Below are 15,761 nucleotides of genomic sequence, written 5' to 3'. Positions count from 1 at the left end.
ATGACTAAGCAAGATATAAAAGATACAAAAACAACAGCGGATAAATCTTTTGCTATAGATTTTCTTTCTATAAAAGATTTAGAGTTAGTTGTTCCTGAAAAAGACGTTTCACGTAGCTATGCTGTGTGGATCAGAGCTCTTTTACAAAACTGGCGTCAAGGGACTGTTGGTTGTAAAGGTCGTGCTGATGTTGCTAGATCAACAAGAAAGCCATGGAAGCAAAAAGGAACAGGTAGAGCACGTGCTGGTTCAGCTAAATCTCCTTTATGGAGAGGTGGGGGTGTTATTTTCGGACCTCAAGCTAGAACTCGTACTTTGAAAATCACTAAACGTACTAAATTTGAAGTGATGAGAGCTTTAATTGCTACTTATGCTGATAATAACAAAATTATATCACTTAATTTGCAACTTGAAGATAACAAACCATCAACAAAAGTAGGTTTTGCAGCATTACAAAATATCGGTGTAACAGGTAAAAAAGTTAGCATTTTCTTACAAAGAGATGATTACGCAAGTTGGTTATCATTAAGAAATCTATCTAATGTTCAAGTTATATCATTTGATTCTTTGAATGCATACGATATATCTAACAGCGATTATTTAGTGGTACTGAAAAAAGATTTTAGCAACTTTAAAGATATGGTGGCACAATGGAACTAACTATATACGATATTATCCAAGGGCCAGTTGTTTCTGATAAAGCTTACAAACAAAATCAAGCATTGCAAAAATTGGTATTAGAAGTGCATATGCAAGCTAATAAACCATTAGTTCAAGAAGCGATAGAGAAATTGTTTGGAGTTAGAGTTGAAAAAGTTGCCATTATGATTCGCAAAGGCAAACGTCGTATGACTAAAGCTAGAGTAATTACAACGGATAAAACTCGTAAACGAGCAATTGTGACATTAAAAGAAGGCTATAACATTAATTTATTTGGAGATGTTGCTACGCAAGCAGGAGCTTCTTCATCTGAGCCTGTTGAAAAAAAATAACGGTTAAGGATAGTTGAATGGCTATAGTAACAAGAAAACCAGAAAACGCTTCATTGCGATTTCAAACATTTATGAGTAATAGTGATATTACACAAGTTACTCCTCATAAAGCACTTACAGTAGGTTTGAAAAGAAAAGGTGGAAGAAACGCGTACGGTAGAATTACTATGCGTCATCAGGGTGGCGGTGCTGCTCAGAGATATCGTATTATTGATTTTAAGCGTAGCGAACGCAACATCGAAGGCATTGTATCAACTGTAGAATATGATCCAAGCAGAAACGTTCGTATTGGTCTAGTTGTTTATAAAAATGGTGTAAAGCGTTATATGCTTTTACCAGAAGGATTAGCTGTTGGATCTCGTGTTATAGCGGGTGAAAACGTTGAACCGACTACTGGAAATTGTTTACCTTTACGATCAATTCCAGTTGGTTTCGTAATTCATAATATTGAAATGAAACCAGGAACAGGCGGAAAACTTGTACGCAGCGCAGGTTGTGGTGCTCAAATTATTGCAAAAGATGCTGAATTTGCAACATTGAAAATGCCTTCAAATGAAGTTCGTCTTATTAATCTTGATTGTTGGGCTTCTGTTGGAGCTTTAGGAAATGCTGATTTCAAAAACATTTCTTGGGGTAAAGCTGGAAGATCAAGAAATCGTGGTATTAGACCATCTGTACGTGGTATGGCTATGAACCCTGTTGATCACCCACATGGTGGTGGTGAAGGTAGATCTAAATCTGGATCACATCCTATGACTCCTTGGGGTAAAGGTTGTAAGGGTACAAGAACTCGTAAACGTAAAGATTCAAAGATCATAAGAAGACGCAAATAAAAGTAAATATATAAAAAGAATGGGATGACGATATGTCTCGATCCGCAAAAAAAGGGCCATTTGTTGACCCTTCTTTGATGAAAAAAGTGCAAAAGTTAAAAGCAGGTAATAAACGAGAAACTATAAAAACTTGGTCAAGATCAAGTGTAGTTTTACCTGATTTTGTTGGAATTACTTTTGCTGTTCATAATGGCAAAAAGTTCTTAGATGTATTCATCACAGAAAACATGGTTGGACATCATTTGGGCGAGTTTTCTCCAACTCGAACATTTAAAGCTCATAGCGGACAAAAATAATTTGTAACCCAACTTGGTTAAAAGTTTGAGTTACACTGTTTTTGTGTTAGAATATTATTATAGAGAAAGTTAGACATGCAATTTAAAGCAATAGCCAGATATATAAAATATTCTCCTTACAAATTACGTCCAATTGTAGACGTTGTAAGGGGAAAGAACGTTCAGTACGCTCTAGATTGGTTATCTGTGTATCCAGCAGAAAAATCTATACCTATTAAAAAAGCTATAGAATCAGCTGCAGCGAACGCTAAAAATTTGTCACAAATAGCTGTGACAGATTTAAAAGTAGCTGAAATCAGAATCGATGGTGGACCAACGCATAAGTATTTTAAACCATCAGCAATGGGTAGATCGTCAATACAAAGAAGACGTTTAAGTCACATTTTAGTTGTACTTGAACAAATTAATATAGTCAGTACTAAATAATTTTTAAAGGAAACTTGGTGGGACAAAAAGTAAATCCAATTGGTTTTCGCGTAGGTGTGTATCGTGATTGGGATGCAAAGTGGTTTCCTCGCGACAGTCGTAAAGGTTCTTATGCAAAAGAATTACTTGAAGACTTAAAAATTAGAAAATATTTAGATAAAGCACTTGAAACAGCAGAGCTTTCTCGTGTAGAAATCGAAAAAACTGGAAATAATGTACGTATTATTATACATACAAGTAGACCAGGTCTTGTCATCGGTAAAAAAGGACAAGAAATCGATAATCTACGTAAAGATTTATCAAAAATGTTGAATGTAGCAAGTGTAGATATTTCAGTTGAAGAAATTAAAAATCCTGAAATAGATGCAGTTCTTGTTGCAAAAAATATTGCTGATCAATTAGTAAAAAGAGCAAGTTTCAAGAAAATAATGAAAAAGGCTGGTACTTCAGCAATGAAATCTAATGCTCAAGGTATTAAGATTTGTTGTAAAGGCCGTCTGAACGGTGCTGAAATCGCTCGTGCTGAGTGGCTTCGTATGGGCTCTGTTCCGTTACATACTTTACGATCTAACATTGATTATGGTTATGCAAGAGCATTAACAACATATGGAATTATTGGTGTCAAAGTGTGGATTTGTAAGGGTGATTTTCAGCTTGTTTAACAAAGTAGAGAAAGAGTTCCTATGTTAATGCCAAAAAAAGTTAAGTTTAGAAAAGTACAAAGAGGGACCATGAAAGGTCTTTCTAAGGGAGCTCGTGAAATAGCTTTTGGTACTTACGGATTGCGTGCTCTTGAACCAGTTTGGTTCACGGCACAGCAAATCGAAGCTGCTAGAATGACAATTTCTCGTGAAATCAAGAAAGAAGGTAAACTCTTCATTCGTGTTTTCCCTGATAAGCCTGTAACAAAAAAACCTGCTGAAACCCGTATGGGTAAAGGTAAGGGTAATCCAGAATTCTGGGTTGCTGTTGTTAAAAGAGAAAGAATTATTTTTGAATTGTCAGAAGTAGATGAAGAAAGAGCAAAAGCTATTTTTAAATTAGCTGCTTATAAACTTCCTATGAAAACACAATTCGTCAAGAAGGTAGATTAGCTATGCGTAAAGCTTTTAAAACAGAGCTAAAAAAATTATCAGTTGTAGAGCTAACTGCTTATGCAAATGAAATTAGAAAAGAAATCTTCAGTTTAAAAATGAAGAAAATGTCAGAGCCAGTTAAAGATATTAATTTAGTTAGAAAGTTAAGAAAAAGCTTAGCTTGTACTTTAACTCTTTTACAACAGGAAACAGCTCATGGAAACTAAAAAAAAGCTTATGCTTGGAGAAGTAGTTTCTGACAAAATGGATAAAACTATTGTTGTCAAATTCGAAAGATCTTTTAAGCATAAGATGTTTAATAAAATTGTGAAAAAAGCAACTAAGTATAAAGTTCATGATGAGCAATCATTGGCTAAAATTGGTGATACTGTAGAATTTTACATCGGTGCTCCAAAGTCAAAAACAAAATTCATGTATTTACATCGCGTTGTTAAATAAGGTAGCACTATGATTCAAAAAGAATCTTTTCTTGAAGTAGCTGACAACTCAGGCGCAAAATTATTACAATGTATTCATATTGTAGGAAGTACACATAAGCGTTATGCTTATTTAGGTGACTTAATTAAATGTGCTGTGAAAGTTGCAGTTCCAAATGGAATTGTTAAAAAAAGTGATGTTGTTGACGTATTAATAGTACGCACAAGAAAAGAGTTTCGCAGAAAAGATGGTTCTTATATCCGCTTTGGAGATAATGCTGGTATCATTGTTAAAGATGGTAAAATGCTTGCAACTCGTGTTTTCGGACCAATCGCTAGAGAAATTCGTGCAAAAGGTTATGCTAAAGTAATTTCATTAGCTCCAGAAGTTTTGTAGGAATAATAAGAATATGAAAATGTTAAGAAAAGATGATAAAGTCGTTGTTTTAACAGGCAAAGACAAAGGCAAACAAGGCGAAATAATGGCTTTTGATTTTAAAAATGATAAAGTCAAAGTTAAAGGTATTAATATAATTACCTGCCACGTTAAAGCTAAGCGTCAAGGTGAAGTTGGTGGAATTCAGAAACGTGAAGCTTTTATTCACATTTCAAATGTTTTGCCAGTTGATAGTTTAACTGGACAGCCTGTTAGATTAAGTAAATTAAATAGAAAATAATATCAAGGCGTCATAAGGGTTATTAAATGAACAAGGCATATCAACCACGCTTAGAGGAATTTTACAGAAATACATTGGTTGCTCAGTTGCAAAAAGAATTAGCATTGTCTAATATCATGGAAGTTCCAAAGATTTCTAAGATTGTTTTGAACATCGGTGTAAAAGAAGCTGTAAGCGATAGCAAGGTTTTAAAAAAGATTGAAGAAGTTTTAAGTTCTATTGCAGGACAAAAATCAGTTCGTACAATCGCAAAAAAATCTATCGCAGGATTTAAAATTAGAGCTGGAATGCCACTTGGAACAATGGTTACATTGCGACGACACAGAATGTATGAATTTCTCGATAGGTTGATTAACTTGTCTTTACCAACAGTACGAGATTTTCGTGGTTTACCTGTAAAACTTGATGGTCGTGGTAATTATAACATTGGTATTAAAGAGTGGGTTATATTTCCAGAAGTGGATTATGACACAGCTAGCAAAATATATGGTTTGAATATCACTATCCAAACATCAACAAATAATGACAAACATGCATATGCATTGCTGAAAAGTTTTGGTATGCCATTTGCTCAAAAAAACAGTTAAGGTTATAGGATTCGTATATGGCGAAGAAGTCTTCTGTAGAGAAAAATAAAAAAAGAATACGCATGGTTGAGCAATATAAAGATCGCCGTCTTGCATTAAAAAAAGCAACTGTTGATCTTTCATTAACGCTGGAAGAGCGTATGGCTGCTCAAGCAAAGCTTTCAGATCTGCCTAAAAATTCAAGTGCTGTAAGAGTAAGAAATCGTTGCAGTCAAACGGGTCGTCCTCGTGGATTTTTAAGATTTTTTGGTGTGTCTCGTATTGTTTTTCGTGATCTTGCTTCAGCCGGTTTATTGCCTGGCGTAAGAAAAGCTAGTTGGTAGAGAATAAGGAAAAGTTATGTCAATTGATATCATAGGAAATTTTTTAACAGTTATTCGTAACGCAATTGCGCGTTCGAAGCCTTCTGTAACAACATCATATTCAAGATTAAGATATGATCTTGCATTGGTATTACAAGAAGAAGGGTTCATTGGTGCTATTGAAGTATTAAATGATCACGATGTTGTTAAAAAACAAATTAAAATAGTTTTAAAATATGTAGATAATGAATCTGTGATTCATGAAATTACACGTATAAGTAAACCTAGTCGTAGAGTATATGCTGGAATTGGAAACATTAAACCAGTTATTGGTGGACTTGGTGTTTCTGTTTTATCAACAAACAAAGGTTTGATAACTGATAAAACAGCTAAAAAAGTTCGTGCTGGCGGTGAAATTATTTGTACAGTGTGGTAGTTGAAAGGATTCGTGCATGTCTAAAGTTGGTCGACGATCAATATCAACAGCTAATGTTAGCGTTAGTATTGATGGACAAAACATTAATTATAAAGGACCTCAGGCTGAAGGTACACACGTACTACCAGGCTGTCTAAAAGCGACTCTAGAAGGTGATCAATTAGCAATTAGCCTTGTTAATCCAAACGATGATAAAAACACCAAGTTTTGGGGATTACATAGAGCGTTGGTATTCAATGAAATATCAGGTTCTCGTGAAAAATTTAGAAAAGAAGTTAAGATTGTTGGTCTTGGTTTTAAAGGTATATTGCAAGGCAATGAAATTGTTTTCTCTTTAGGCTATAGCCATAAAATTAACTTTACTTTACCTGAAAATGTTACTGTTGAAATTGATAAAACAGGACAAAATATAGTTGTAGTTTCAACTGATAAGTTTTTGGCGGGCGATGTTGCTCAAAAAATTCGCGCATTGCGCTTGCCAGAGCCTTACAAAGGAACTGGAATTAGATTTGCGAACCAAGTAATTGTGCGCAAAGCAGGTAAAACAAAAGGCGATAAATAAAAGCTAAGGTTTGGATATGAATCAAAGAAAATTGCAAAAAAATCGTGAGCGTCGCGCAGAGCGAGTGCATTACAAAGTCCAGATGTCAGCTGCTGGGAAACCAAGAGTAATTGTTTTCAGAAGCTTAACAAACATCTATGCACAACTTATAGATGATGTAGCTGGAAAAACAATTGTTTCTTCATCTACTTTGACATTAAAAAATGCTGAAGGCGATAAAACAGCAAAAGCTCGCTTAGTCGGAATGGACTTAGCTAAAAAAGCAATTGAAGCTGGTATCACAGAAGCTTGTTTTGATAGAGGAAGATATCTGTATCACGGTCGCGTAAAATCAGTTGTAGATGGTTTGCGTGAAGCAGGTCTAAAAATATAATTAGATTATTTAGCAGTATATAATGGTGAAAAGATATGAATAAAAAAATTGTTCAAAAACAAGAAGAAACTTCATTTGAAAGTGTTGTAAGCGTTCGCCGTGTAACTAAGGTTACTAAAGGTGGAAAACGTTTCGCATTTTCAGCTTTTGTTGTTTCTGGGGATCAAGCAGGAAGCGTTGGAATAGCTTTAGGTAAAAGTAGAGAAGTTTCTTCTGCTATTGCAAAAGCAACAGTAAAAGCACGTAAAGATAGAATAAAAATATCTCTACGTGGTGGAACTATTCCTTATAATGTTTTAGGTAAGCATGGCGCTAGCACTGTAATGTTATGTTCAGCATCTAAAGGTACTGGCGTAATTGCAGGTGGATCAGTAAGAGCTGTTATGGAAGCTCTAGGAATTAAAGATGTTCTTGCAAAATCATTGGGTGCATCTTGTAGTCAAAATGTGGTAAAAGCAACGTTAAATGCTTTATCTAAGCTACGTTCTCTTCAACACATTGCAAACCTTCGTGGAAAAACAACAGAAGAAATCATTAAGGGAAAAGATGTTGCAGCTCAATAGTTTAGTTGGTCTTACAAAAAAAAGAAAACGTGTTGGTAGAGGCGGAAGCCGTGGCGGAACATCTGGAAAAGGTGGTAAAGGTCAAAATGCTCGTTCAGGCGGAGGCGTAAGAGCTTCTTTTGAAGGCGGACAAATGCCTTTATCTCGTCGTTTACCAAAACGAGGATTTAGCAACGCTTTATTTGCTACCAAAATTGATATTGTTACGATTCGTCAAATTGAAGCAGCTTTCAATGATGGTGATGTTGTAACAAAAGCAATGTTGATTGAAAAAAGATTGCTTAAAAAAGGTTGGTTGCTGAAAGTTTTAGCAACAGGTGATTTATCTAAAAAAGTGACGATTGAAGCTGATGCATTCAGTAATGGTGCAATAGAAGCAATCACAAGAGTAGGCGGTGAGGCGAAGATCATACAAGGGAGATAAGCCGTGGTTTTATTGAAAAGCTTTCGCAACATTTTTGTTGTTTCAGAATTGAGAAAAAAAATATTTTTCATGCTGGGAGTTTTGATTATTAATCGTTTAGGAACATACATTCCAGTTATTGGTGTGAACGTTCCTATGCTGTCAGATTTAATGCAACAAAAATCAGGGGTTGGTGGTTTGTTGAGTTATTTTGACATTTTCTCAGGAGGCGCATTAAGTCGTTGTACTGTTTTTGCTTTAGGTATTTCACCTTACATAACAGCTTCGATTATGTTGCAAATTTTGGGAATGACAATACCTTCATTTGAGCAACTGCTCAAAGAAGGCGAATATGGTCGAAAAATTATTAATCAATATACGCGATATTTAACACTCGCACTGAGTGTTGCGTATAGTTTTTCGTACGCGATCTTCTTAGAAGCAAATAATTTAGTTCTGGTTCCGGGGTGGAGCTTTAGAATACTATTTGTTCTTACATTGACTGCAGGCGCAATGCTTGTTATGTGGATGGGTGATCAAATATCTCTACACGGAATTGGAAATGGAAGTTCTGTACTTATATTTGCAGGTATTGTATCTCAATACCCGACTCATGCATTAAAACTTATGCATATGGTTCAACAAGGCCATGTTCATATTATTTTTGCATTAGCTGTTTTACTTGCATACATATTAATTACTGCAGGAATTGTTTATTTAGAAAAAGCTGACCGTAAAATACCTGTACATTATGCACGTAGAATGGTTGGAAATAAAGTATATGGTGGTCAAAGCACTTATATACCTTTCAAAATAAATAGTGCAGGAATTATGCCAGTAATATTTGCAGGAACTGTTTTGCGAGTACCGTTAATTCTTGCAGGAATGCTTTCAGCGTACTTTCCATCATTGCAAATGATGCTTCAAACTGGGTTTTATAGTGGACCATTATTTTATGTTGTAGAGTTTCTTTTAATTATTATGTTCTCATTTTTCTATACAGCATTGTTTGTTAATCCTGTTGAACTTGCTGAAAATATTAGAAAAGGTGGTGGCTTTGTTCCTGGATTACGTCCTGGAAAGCAGACTGCAGATTATTTTAATTATACATTAACTCGAGTCGGTTTAGTTGGTGCAATTTATCTTGCAACATTATCAGTTTTACCGGCAATATTACAATTTGTATTCCACATTCCGTTTGAAGAATCAGGAACATCAATGCTGATTGTAGTTGGGGTTGCATTAGAATTATCAAATCAAATTGAATCATATTTAATTGAACGTCGTTATGAAGGCTTCCTTCGTAATGGTCGATCAAAGGGTGGGGCTGTACGTTCATGAGAAAGAAGGCAGTTATATTTCTAGGGCCACCAGGAGCAGGAAAAGGCACTGTTTCTGCTCTATGTGAAAAAGAATTTAATTGGAAGCATTTATCAACTGGAAATGTTTGTCGTGAACACATCCAGAATAAAACAGATTTGGGACAAGAGATCGCTTTGTTAATTCAAAGCGGTAATCTTGTTCCCGATCAAATAATTATGCAAATGATAGAAATGTGGATTGTAACTCATCAATCTAATTTAAATGGCATAATATTTGATGGTACACCTCGCACGGTAGAACAATCTGTTTTTGTTGATAAAATGTTACAAGTGCAATTTCATGATTTTGAAACATTCGTAATTAATTTTCAAGTTAATCCAGATATTTTAATGGATAGAATTTTATCTCGTATTGTATGTAGTAACAAATCTTGTCAACAAGTTTATTCAACAGATGCCAAGAGTGGGCTACAGCCAAAAGAAGTCATGAAATGTGATAAATGTGATAGTTTCTTGAGTCATCGAACTGATGATTCAAGAGAGACTTTAAAAAATCGTCTAGATGTCTATTATCAACATGAAAAAGATATGTTACAATATTATAAGAATAAGGGTGTGCAGATTCTTGTAATTAATGCAGAAGAGTCTATAGATCAAGTTTTTAATAATATTAGTAAACTTTCGAATAGTTAATCATTATGATAATAAAAAGCAAAGATGCTATTTTTAAGATGAAAACAGCAGGAAAGCTCCTTGCTGAAATGTTTGAAATCATTCAAGAAGTCATTCAACCAGGTACAACTACTTTGATGATTGATCAGTGGATTGCAACATATTTAAAAAATAATCAATTAGTATCTCAAACTAAAGGTTATATGGGGTATCAACATGTTTGTTGTATCTCAGTAAATCAAGTTGTTGTTCATGGAGTTCCTTCACATCAAGTTATTTTACAAAAAGGTGATTTGGTAAAAGTCGATGTTTGTGCAGCATGGAAAGGTTATTGTGCTGACATGGCTCGAGCTTTTATTGTGGGGGATGTTCAAGTGTCTGCAGAAACTCAACGTTTTATAGATACTGGAAAACAAGCATTACAAGCAGGAATTGACCAAGCTGTTGTAGGCAATAGATTATTTGATATATCATACGCAATACAGCAAGTAATTGAACAACAGGGATATGGTGTTGTTCGTGATTTTGCAGGTCATGGTATTGGTAAGAAAATGCATGAAGAACCAGACGTTCCTAATTTTGGTAAAAAAGGAACTGGTATGATTCTGAGAGCTGGCATGACATTTGCAATTGAACCAATGTTGACCATAGGCAGCTATGATGTTCATGTTATGAAAGATGGATGGACTGTGGAAACAATAGATCAAAGTCTAGCAATGCATGTTGAAGATACGATATTAATTACACAAAATGGTCCAGAAATTTTAACAAGATTACAAGGCAAATGCGTATGAGTAAAAAAGAAGATATAGTTTGCATTGATGGCGTTGTTCAAGAAACGCTTCCAAATGCAATGTTTAGAGTTGTTATAGATGGTGGTCATATTATATTAGGACACGTTTCTGGAAAAATGCGTATGAATTATATTCGTATTTTACCAGGAGACAAAGTAGCTTTAGAGCTATCTCCTTATGATTTGACTCGTGGAAGAATTGTAAGACGATATAAAAGTTAATTAACACCTTGATAGATAGAAAGATGCGACTATGAAAGTAAGAACATCAATAAAAAAAATGTGCGGAGATTGTAAAGTCGTACGAAGAGATAGAATTGTACGAATTATTTGCGTAAAAGATCCTCGTCATAAGCAACGTCAGGGTTAAGATAAAAGTAGGTACAATATAAAAGGTAATATATGGCAAGAATATCAGGTATAAACCTACCTGCAAGTAAACGCATTGAATATGGGTTGACTTATGTGTATGGTATTGGATTAAAATCTTCAAGAGATATTTTAAACAATGCAAAGATTAACTTTGATCTTCGTGTTAAAGAATTAACAGATCAAGATGTTGCAGTTATTCAAAAAGCAGTGAATGAATATTGCCCAACTGAAGGTGATCTTAGAAAAGAAGTTGTGATGAATATCAAACGTCTTCAAGAGATTAACTCTTTTAGAGGATCGCGCCACAAAAAAGGTTTACCTTGTCGTGGTCAACGTACAAAAACAAACGCAAGAACAAAAAAAGGTCCTAAAAAAGCTGGTTCTGCAGTTGCATTAAAACGAAAAATATCTAAAAAATAGTATAGATAGATAAAAGGGAATAATGGCTTACAAAAAGAAGTCCAAAAAAGTCAAACGTCAATTGAGCAGCGCTGTTGTTCACGTTAAATCAACATTTAACAATACGCTTGTTACAATTACGACTGAAGATGGAAATGTGATTTTATCAGGAAGCGCTGGAAAATCAGGATTTAAAGGATCTCGTAAAGGTACTCCTTTTGCTGCATCACAGATTTCATCAGTATTGGCAAAAGACATGACTTTAATGGGTATTAAATCTGTAGAAGTTAACTTGCAAGGTCCTGGATCAGGTCGTGATTCAGTTGTACGTTCTCTTCAAGGAGCAGGTTTAAATATTTCTGTTTTAAGAGATGTGACTCCATTACCTCATAATGGCTGTCGTCCTCCAAAAAAACGTCGTGTATAACAAATAATTTATTACGGATAGATTTATGATGAAAATGAATGCAAAACCGCAAGCTGACGGAACATCTCCTGAAAATCAACCAGCTAAAAAAGCATTTAAACGTGTTTCTGAATATGGTAAGCAGCTTGAAGAAAAACAAAAAGTAAAACAAATGTACGGTATGCGCGAAAAGCAATTTCGTCGTTTTTTCTCATTAGCAACAAATGCGTCTCAAGGTGCACCTGGGGAAAACTTACTTAATTTACTTGAACGTAGAATTGATAACGTTGTTTTCCGTTTGAAAATGGCAACATCTCGTGCGCAAGCTCGTCAAATGATTGTTCATGGTCATATCAAAATTAACGGTAGAAAAGTAACATCGCCATCATCATTTGTAAGTGTAAATGATGTTGTATCTTTAACTGATCGTGCATTAAAAAATAGCGCTATGTTAGAGCAGGTTGTTGATAAACGTATGAGTATTGGAATCAAAGTTCCAGAATGGCTTGAGTTAATTAAAAAAGATCGTGCTGGTAAAGTTTTACGTCTACCAGTTCGTGCAGATTTACAAGCGCCAATTGAAGAATATTTGATTGTTGAATTATACTCTAAATAATCGTTTAATTAAGGGTTAGGGCAATTATTATGAGTAGAGAATATAAACCATTGACATTACCTAAATTAGGCTGGGATAGACAAACAATGTCAGCTAGTTTTGGTAAATTAGTAGCAGAGCCGCTAGAGCCTGGTTTTGGAGTAACACTTGGTAACGCGATGCGTCGTGTTTTACTTGGTGCTATTGAAGGAACAGCTGTAACGTCTATTGTTATTAAAGGTGTCAATAACGAATTTTCATCAATTCCAGGCGTAGTTGAAGATATAATGCAAATTGTTTTAAACATTAAACAAATTGTTATTAAAAATAGAACAAATACAGCTGGAAAAATGAGATTGTCAGTTTCTTCTCCGAAAACGGTAACAGTTGCTGATATAACTTGTGACGAACATCTTGAAATTGTGAACAAAGATCATGTTCTAGCTCACACATCTCAAGGCGGCGTTCTTGAAATTGAATTTACTGTAGAATCTGGAAGAGGTTATCAAGTTGCTCAATGGCCAATCGGTCAATCTTTGCAAGAAGATGGACGTATTTATCTTGACGCAATGTTTTCTCCTGTACGAAATGTAACATGTAATGTTGACAAAACTCGTGTTGGTAAAGACATTGATTTTGATAAAATGACACTTGAAGTTACAACCAACGGCGCGATTACTCCTGTAGAAGCATTAAACTATGCTGTTTCCGTATTGCGTACACAACTTGAAAACTTTTTAGTTGGTTCTGAAATTCCATTCAATGAGATTTCTGGACAAGAAAGCACTGTTAATACTGTTGAGGTTGCTGAAATTGAAGATTTTGGTCTTAAAGGTGTTTCTCTAGAGCTTTTAATGAAACCAATTGATGAATTAGAATTTTCTGCACGAGCACATAATTGCTTAATCAATGCTGATATTCGTCGAGTTATCGATTTGGTGAATTTTACAGAAGATGAAGGTTTAAAAATTAAAAATTTTGGTAGAAAATCTCTGGACGAAGTTAAAGAAATATTACGTTCTTTAGGTTTACGTCTTGGAATGGATATCAAAGAAGAAGTTGTTGTTAAAGCATTACAAAAACAGAGCAAGTAAACGCACAATAGCAACTAAGAAGGATTTAAAGCATGAGACATTTAAGTGGTAAAAAAAAGCTGAATATGAAAGGTTCATATCGTAAAGCTTTTTTAAGAAACCAAGTTATTCATTTTATCAATTTTGGTCATATTACTTCAACGACAGCAACGATAAAAGAAGTTCGTCGCTTAGCAGAGAAGTTAGTAACAATCGCTCGTGAAGGCAACGAATTCAATCCACGTCGTCGCGCATTAGCAATGTTGCCTTATAGCCAAGACGCTTTATTAAAATTATTTAAAGAAATAGCACCGCAATACGTTGATCGTCCAGGTGGTTACACAAGAATTATGCCTTTAGGCAAACGTCAAAGTGATACTGCATCGATGTCTCGTTTGCAATGGGTTTAGTAGACAATAATCAGTTGCTTGTTCAAGTTCGACAAGAGCTTGAACAAATGCAGCCGTATGTTCAATCACACGGCGGCGAAATCGAACTTGTTTGCGTGAAAGATTATAACGTAGTAATACGTTTAAAAGGGGCATGTGATACATGTCCTCTTTCTTTTTATACCGTTACATTTGGATTAGAGCAGCGATTACAAAAAACAATTAATCCGGCGATAAGAATTATCGTTGAAGATTAAAAAATTAAAGAGAGTTGTAAAAGCTCTCTTTTTTTATGTCTAAAATTGGTCTAAAAAATTATCTATTCAAATAGCATGTGGCTTATGAGCACATTTTATTTTCTATGTATATCATACTGAAATATTATTCTGACACTTTCATTTTTTAAATTCTATGTGTCATGATTATGCTGATTCAATCAATGTTATAAGCATTTTTAAATTTGACTTATTAGAAAACAACGGCAATCTTTAAAGATATGTATTGTTGTTTTTTATAAAATGGAATTTTGTATGATGAAGATTCGTGCGTTGTTTTTTCTTATAGTATGTTGTCTTAGCACGGTCGATATAGCAGCACCAGATAATGAGGCAGTAGCTGCCTTGATAGCAGGCAAATTTTTTGCATCAAAAAAATCTGAAAATAGTAAATTAATGGATCAAGAAAATAAAAAAAAATTCTTGTACCTTGCGCATCCGTATGCTGTAAGTCAATATGCTGCAAGCGCTTATCAAAAAAGAATAACTACGCTGAAAAAAAATATTGACGATACTCATGATGATATTATGAATTATATCTATCTATTTTTATTGTTACGAGAAGCAGAATTGCTAGATGGTAATGGAAATGTAGATTTTTTAGATCTTGCAGATCTCATGATTCTTTACTCTCGCAAAGATAAAAAAGAAAAAAAGGAAGCAAAAAAAGAGGCTAAACGAGAAGCGAAAGAAGCTAAGCGAGAGGCTAGAGAATCTAAGAGATCTTCTTTGGATCAGCCAAAAAGTAATTCTCAAAGTAATTCTTATGAATCACAACAAAGATCTTGTGATTCGTCACCACAGAGTTCAAGTCAAAATAGCTCACAAAATAGCTCAGATAGTTCTGCTCAAGCTGCAACTTCACAACAATCAACTCATAGTGTAAACACAACGAATTCTTCAACATCAGATACATCTAATAATGATGGAGGCATTAAGGTGCATATGTCATCTGATACTATGTATGTTGGGACAGCAAATCTTACTCCAAGTGTTTTTGGTGATTTTAAATTTGATCCTACTCAAGAAGCTGCTGATAGTGCAAAGGGTAATGATAAAAATAAATCTTTTGAAAAACCAACGCCGCCATCGTTTGAAGAAAAGCGAAAAGATAAAGAAAAAACTTCATATGGGATACAAACATCATTGGGTAATTCTCATATGAATAATCCGTATCCAAATAGCTCAAAAATGAATGAATTGCTTCAAAAATATGACGAAGACTGTTACGAAAGATTTTTACAAAAATGTTCTCAGGCTGGATATGATAACAATGTGTCTTCTCAACAAGATGAACTTCGCCAAAAAGCTTATGAAGAAGCTGTTCGAGAAGTTAATAATGAATATAAGCAAGCCCACGAACAACAAAAATCTGAAAAAGCAGCTCAAGAGGCGGCAGAGCTAGCAAAAAAGAAAGAAAAAAAAGAAAAGAATGCAGCTGATAAAAAGAAAAAAAAGCAGAGGGAAAACAGAAGAAACAAGAATATAAAGATTCGTTAGCA

At 34.6% G+C, this 15,761-nt stretch carries 30 protein-coding genes; all 30 read left to right on the top strand.

Going from position 1 to position 15,761, the window contains the following annotated elements; genetic code table 11:
- The 30 genes from rplD (at position 1) to C0J27_RS01595 (ending at position 15,759) form a co-directional block, all read left to right on the top strand.
- A complete protein-coding gene (rplD, locus tag C0J27_RS01740; protein WP_115585482.1) occupies positions 1 to 660 on the top strand; it encodes a 50S ribosomal protein L4 in 660 nt (219 codons plus the stop codon).
- Complete coding sequence (rplW, locus tag C0J27_RS01735) at positions 651 to 992, top strand: 50S ribosomal protein L23 (RefSeq protein WP_115585481.1); 342 nt, start codon at positions 651 to 653, stop codon at positions 990 to 992. Before rplD ends, rplW begins: the two co-directional genes overlap by 10 nt.
- Positions 993 to 1,009: 17 nt before the next feature.
- Positions 1,010 to 1,825: a 50S ribosomal protein L2 gene (gene rplB, locus C0J27_RS01730; RefSeq protein ID WP_115585480.1), complete on the top strand. Its 816-nt coding sequence runs from the start codon at positions 1,010 to 1,012 to the stop codon at positions 1,823 to 1,825.
- 32 nt (positions 1,826 to 1,857) lie between these two features.
- Entirely contained in the window at positions 1,858 to 2,121 is a 264-nt protein-coding gene (rpsS, locus tag C0J27_RS01725) for a 30S ribosomal protein S19 (RefSeq protein ID WP_115585479.1), read from the top strand.
- A gap of 75 nt (positions 2,122 to 2,196) precedes the next feature.
- Positions 2,197 to 2,547 carry a 50S ribosomal protein L22 gene (rplV, locus tag C0J27_RS01720; protein ID WP_115585478.1) on the top strand — a complete coding sequence of 117 codons (351 nt, stop codon included), beginning with the start codon at positions 2,197 to 2,199 and terminating at the stop codon, positions 2,545 to 2,547.
- 17 nt (positions 2,548 to 2,564) lie between these two features.
- A complete protein-coding gene (rpsC, locus tag C0J27_RS01715) occupies positions 2,565 to 3,209 on the top strand; it encodes a 30S ribosomal protein S3 (protein WP_115585477.1) in 645 nt (214 codons plus the stop codon).
- 21 nt (positions 3,210 to 3,230) lie between these two features.
- Entirely contained in the window at positions 3,231 to 3,641 is a 411-nt protein-coding gene (gene rplP / locus C0J27_RS01710; protein WP_115585476.1) for a 50S ribosomal protein L16, read from the top strand.
- Between the two features lie 2 nt (positions 3,642 to 3,643).
- Positions 3,644 to 3,850: a 50S ribosomal protein L29 gene (rpmC, locus tag C0J27_RS01705; protein WP_115585475.1), complete on the top strand. Its 207-nt coding sequence runs from the start codon at positions 3,644 to 3,646 to the stop codon at positions 3,848 to 3,850.
- Positions 3,840 to 4,082, top strand: coding sequence for a 30S ribosomal protein S17 (rpsQ, locus tag C0J27_RS01700; RefSeq protein WP_115585474.1), 243 nt, complete (start codon positions 3,840 to 3,842; stop codon positions 4,080 to 4,082). Before rpmC ends, rpsQ begins: the two co-directional genes overlap by 11 nt.
- A 9-nt stretch (positions 4,083 to 4,091) precedes the next feature.
- Positions 4,092 to 4,457 carry a 50S ribosomal protein L14 gene (rplN, locus tag C0J27_RS01695; RefSeq protein ID WP_115585473.1) on the top strand — a complete coding sequence of 122 codons (366 nt, stop codon included), beginning with the start codon at positions 4,092 to 4,094 and terminating at the stop codon, positions 4,455 to 4,457.
- Between the two features lie 13 nt (positions 4,458 to 4,470).
- On the top strand, positions 4,471 to 4,737 hold the full coding sequence (rplX, locus tag C0J27_RS01690) for a 50S ribosomal protein L24 (protein ID WP_115585472.1): 267 nt from the start codon (positions 4,471 to 4,473) through the stop codon (positions 4,735 to 4,737).
- Positions 4,738 to 4,763: 26 nt separating this feature from the next.
- The gene (gene rplE, locus C0J27_RS01685; protein WP_115585471.1) at positions 4,764 to 5,324 is read left to right on the top strand and encodes a 50S ribosomal protein L5; all 561 of its coding nucleotides are present in this window, start codon (positions 4,764 to 4,766) and stop codon (positions 5,322 to 5,324) included.
- Positions 5,325 to 5,341: 17 nt separating this feature from the next.
- Entirely contained in the window at positions 5,342 to 5,647 is a 306-nt protein-coding gene (gene rpsN, locus C0J27_RS01680; RefSeq protein ID WP_115585470.1) for a 30S ribosomal protein S14, read from the top strand.
- 16 nt (positions 5,648 to 5,663) lie between these two features.
- On the top strand, positions 5,664 to 6,062 hold the full coding sequence (gene rpsH / locus C0J27_RS01675; protein WP_115585469.1) for a 30S ribosomal protein S8: 399 nt from the start codon (positions 5,664 to 5,666) through the stop codon (positions 6,060 to 6,062).
- A gap of 16 nt (positions 6,063 to 6,078) precedes the next feature.
- Entirely contained in the window at positions 6,079 to 6,624 is a 546-nt protein-coding gene (locus tag C0J27_RS01670) for a 50S ribosomal protein L6 (RefSeq protein WP_115585468.1), read from the top strand.
- 16 nt (positions 6,625 to 6,640) lie between these two features.
- Positions 6,641 to 6,997 (top strand): 50S ribosomal protein L18, encoded by a 357-nt coding sequence (gene rplR / locus C0J27_RS01665; protein WP_115585467.1) that lies wholly within the window; start codon positions 6,641 to 6,643, stop codon positions 6,995 to 6,997.
- Between the two features lie 35 nt (positions 6,998 to 7,032).
- Entirely contained in the window at positions 7,033 to 7,560 is a 528-nt protein-coding gene (rpsE, locus tag C0J27_RS01660; protein WP_115585466.1) for a 30S ribosomal protein S5, read from the top strand.
- On the top strand, positions 7,544 to 7,984 hold the full coding sequence (rplO, locus tag C0J27_RS01655; RefSeq protein WP_115585465.1) for a 50S ribosomal protein L15: 441 nt from the start codon (positions 7,544 to 7,546) through the stop codon (positions 7,982 to 7,984). Before rpsE ends, rplO begins: the two co-directional genes overlap by 17 nt.
- A 3-nt stretch (positions 7,985 to 7,987) precedes the next feature.
- The gene (secY, locus tag C0J27_RS01650) at positions 7,988 to 9,304 is read left to right on the top strand and encodes a preprotein translocase subunit SecY (protein WP_115585464.1); all 1,317 of its coding nucleotides are present in this window, start codon (positions 7,988 to 7,990) and stop codon (positions 9,302 to 9,304) included.
- Complete coding sequence (locus C0J27_RS01645; protein ID WP_115585463.1) at positions 9,301 to 9,978, top strand: adenylate kinase family protein; 678 nt, start codon at positions 9,301 to 9,303, stop codon at positions 9,976 to 9,978. Before secY ends, C0J27_RS01645 begins: the two co-directional genes overlap by 4 nt.
- Positions 9,979 to 9,983: 5 nt before the next feature.
- Positions 9,984 to 10,751, top strand: a complete 768-nt coding sequence (gene map, locus C0J27_RS01640) for a type I methionyl aminopeptidase (RefSeq protein ID WP_115585462.1) — start codon at positions 9,984 to 9,986, stop codon at positions 10,749 to 10,751.
- Positions 10,748 to 10,972 (top strand): translation initiation factor IF-1, encoded by a 225-nt coding sequence (gene infA, locus C0J27_RS01635; protein WP_115585461.1) that lies wholly within the window; start codon positions 10,748 to 10,750, stop codon positions 10,970 to 10,972. The genes map and infA overlap by 4 nt, the downstream gene beginning before the upstream one ends.
- Before the next feature lie 31 nt (positions 10,973 to 11,003).
- The gene (gene rpmJ, locus C0J27_RS01630; protein WP_115585460.1) at positions 11,004 to 11,120 is read left to right on the top strand and encodes a 50S ribosomal protein L36; all 117 of its coding nucleotides are present in this window, start codon (positions 11,004 to 11,006) and stop codon (positions 11,118 to 11,120) included.
- 32 nt (positions 11,121 to 11,152) lie between these two features.
- A complete protein-coding gene (gene rpsM / locus C0J27_RS01625) occupies positions 11,153 to 11,542 on the top strand; it encodes a 30S ribosomal protein S13 (protein ID WP_115585459.1) in 390 nt (129 codons plus the stop codon).
- Between the two features lie 22 nt (positions 11,543 to 11,564).
- On the top strand, positions 11,565 to 11,948 hold the full coding sequence (gene rpsK / locus C0J27_RS01620; protein WP_115585458.1) for a 30S ribosomal protein S11: 384 nt from the start codon (positions 11,565 to 11,567) through the stop codon (positions 11,946 to 11,948).
- 25 nt (positions 11,949 to 11,973) lie between these two features.
- Positions 11,974 to 12,543, top strand: a complete 570-nt coding sequence (rpsD, locus tag C0J27_RS01615; RefSeq protein WP_115585457.1) for a 30S ribosomal protein S4 — start codon at positions 11,974 to 11,976, stop codon at positions 12,541 to 12,543.
- Between the two features lie 29 nt (positions 12,544 to 12,572).
- A complete protein-coding gene (locus C0J27_RS01610; RefSeq protein ID WP_115585456.1) occupies positions 12,573 to 13,616 on the top strand; it encodes a DNA-directed RNA polymerase subunit alpha in 1,044 nt (347 codons plus the stop codon).
- A gap of 32 nt (positions 13,617 to 13,648) precedes the next feature.
- Positions 13,649 to 14,005 (top strand): 50S ribosomal protein L17, encoded by a 357-nt coding sequence (gene rplQ / locus C0J27_RS01605; RefSeq protein ID WP_115585455.1) that lies wholly within the window; start codon positions 13,649 to 13,651, stop codon positions 14,003 to 14,005.
- The gene (locus C0J27_RS01600; protein ID WP_115585454.1) at positions 13,996 to 14,241 is read left to right on the top strand and encodes a NifU family protein; all 246 of its coding nucleotides are present in this window, start codon (positions 13,996 to 13,998) and stop codon (positions 14,239 to 14,241) included. Before rplQ ends, C0J27_RS01600 begins: the two co-directional genes overlap by 10 nt.
- A gap of 273 nt (positions 14,242 to 14,514) precedes the next feature.
- Positions 14,515 to 15,759 (top strand): hypothetical protein, encoded by a 1,245-nt coding sequence (locus tag C0J27_RS01595; protein WP_115585453.1) that lies wholly within the window; start codon positions 14,515 to 14,517, stop codon positions 15,757 to 15,759.
- Positions 15,760 to 15,761 lie beyond the last annotated feature (2 nt).

The organism is Candidatus Chromulinivorax destructor (assembly GCF_003366055.1).
GTDB lineage: Bacteria > Babelota > Babeliae > Babelales > Chromulinivoraceae > Chromulinivorax > Chromulinivorax destructor.
This window is presented reverse-complemented; position numbering and strand designations above follow the sequence as displayed.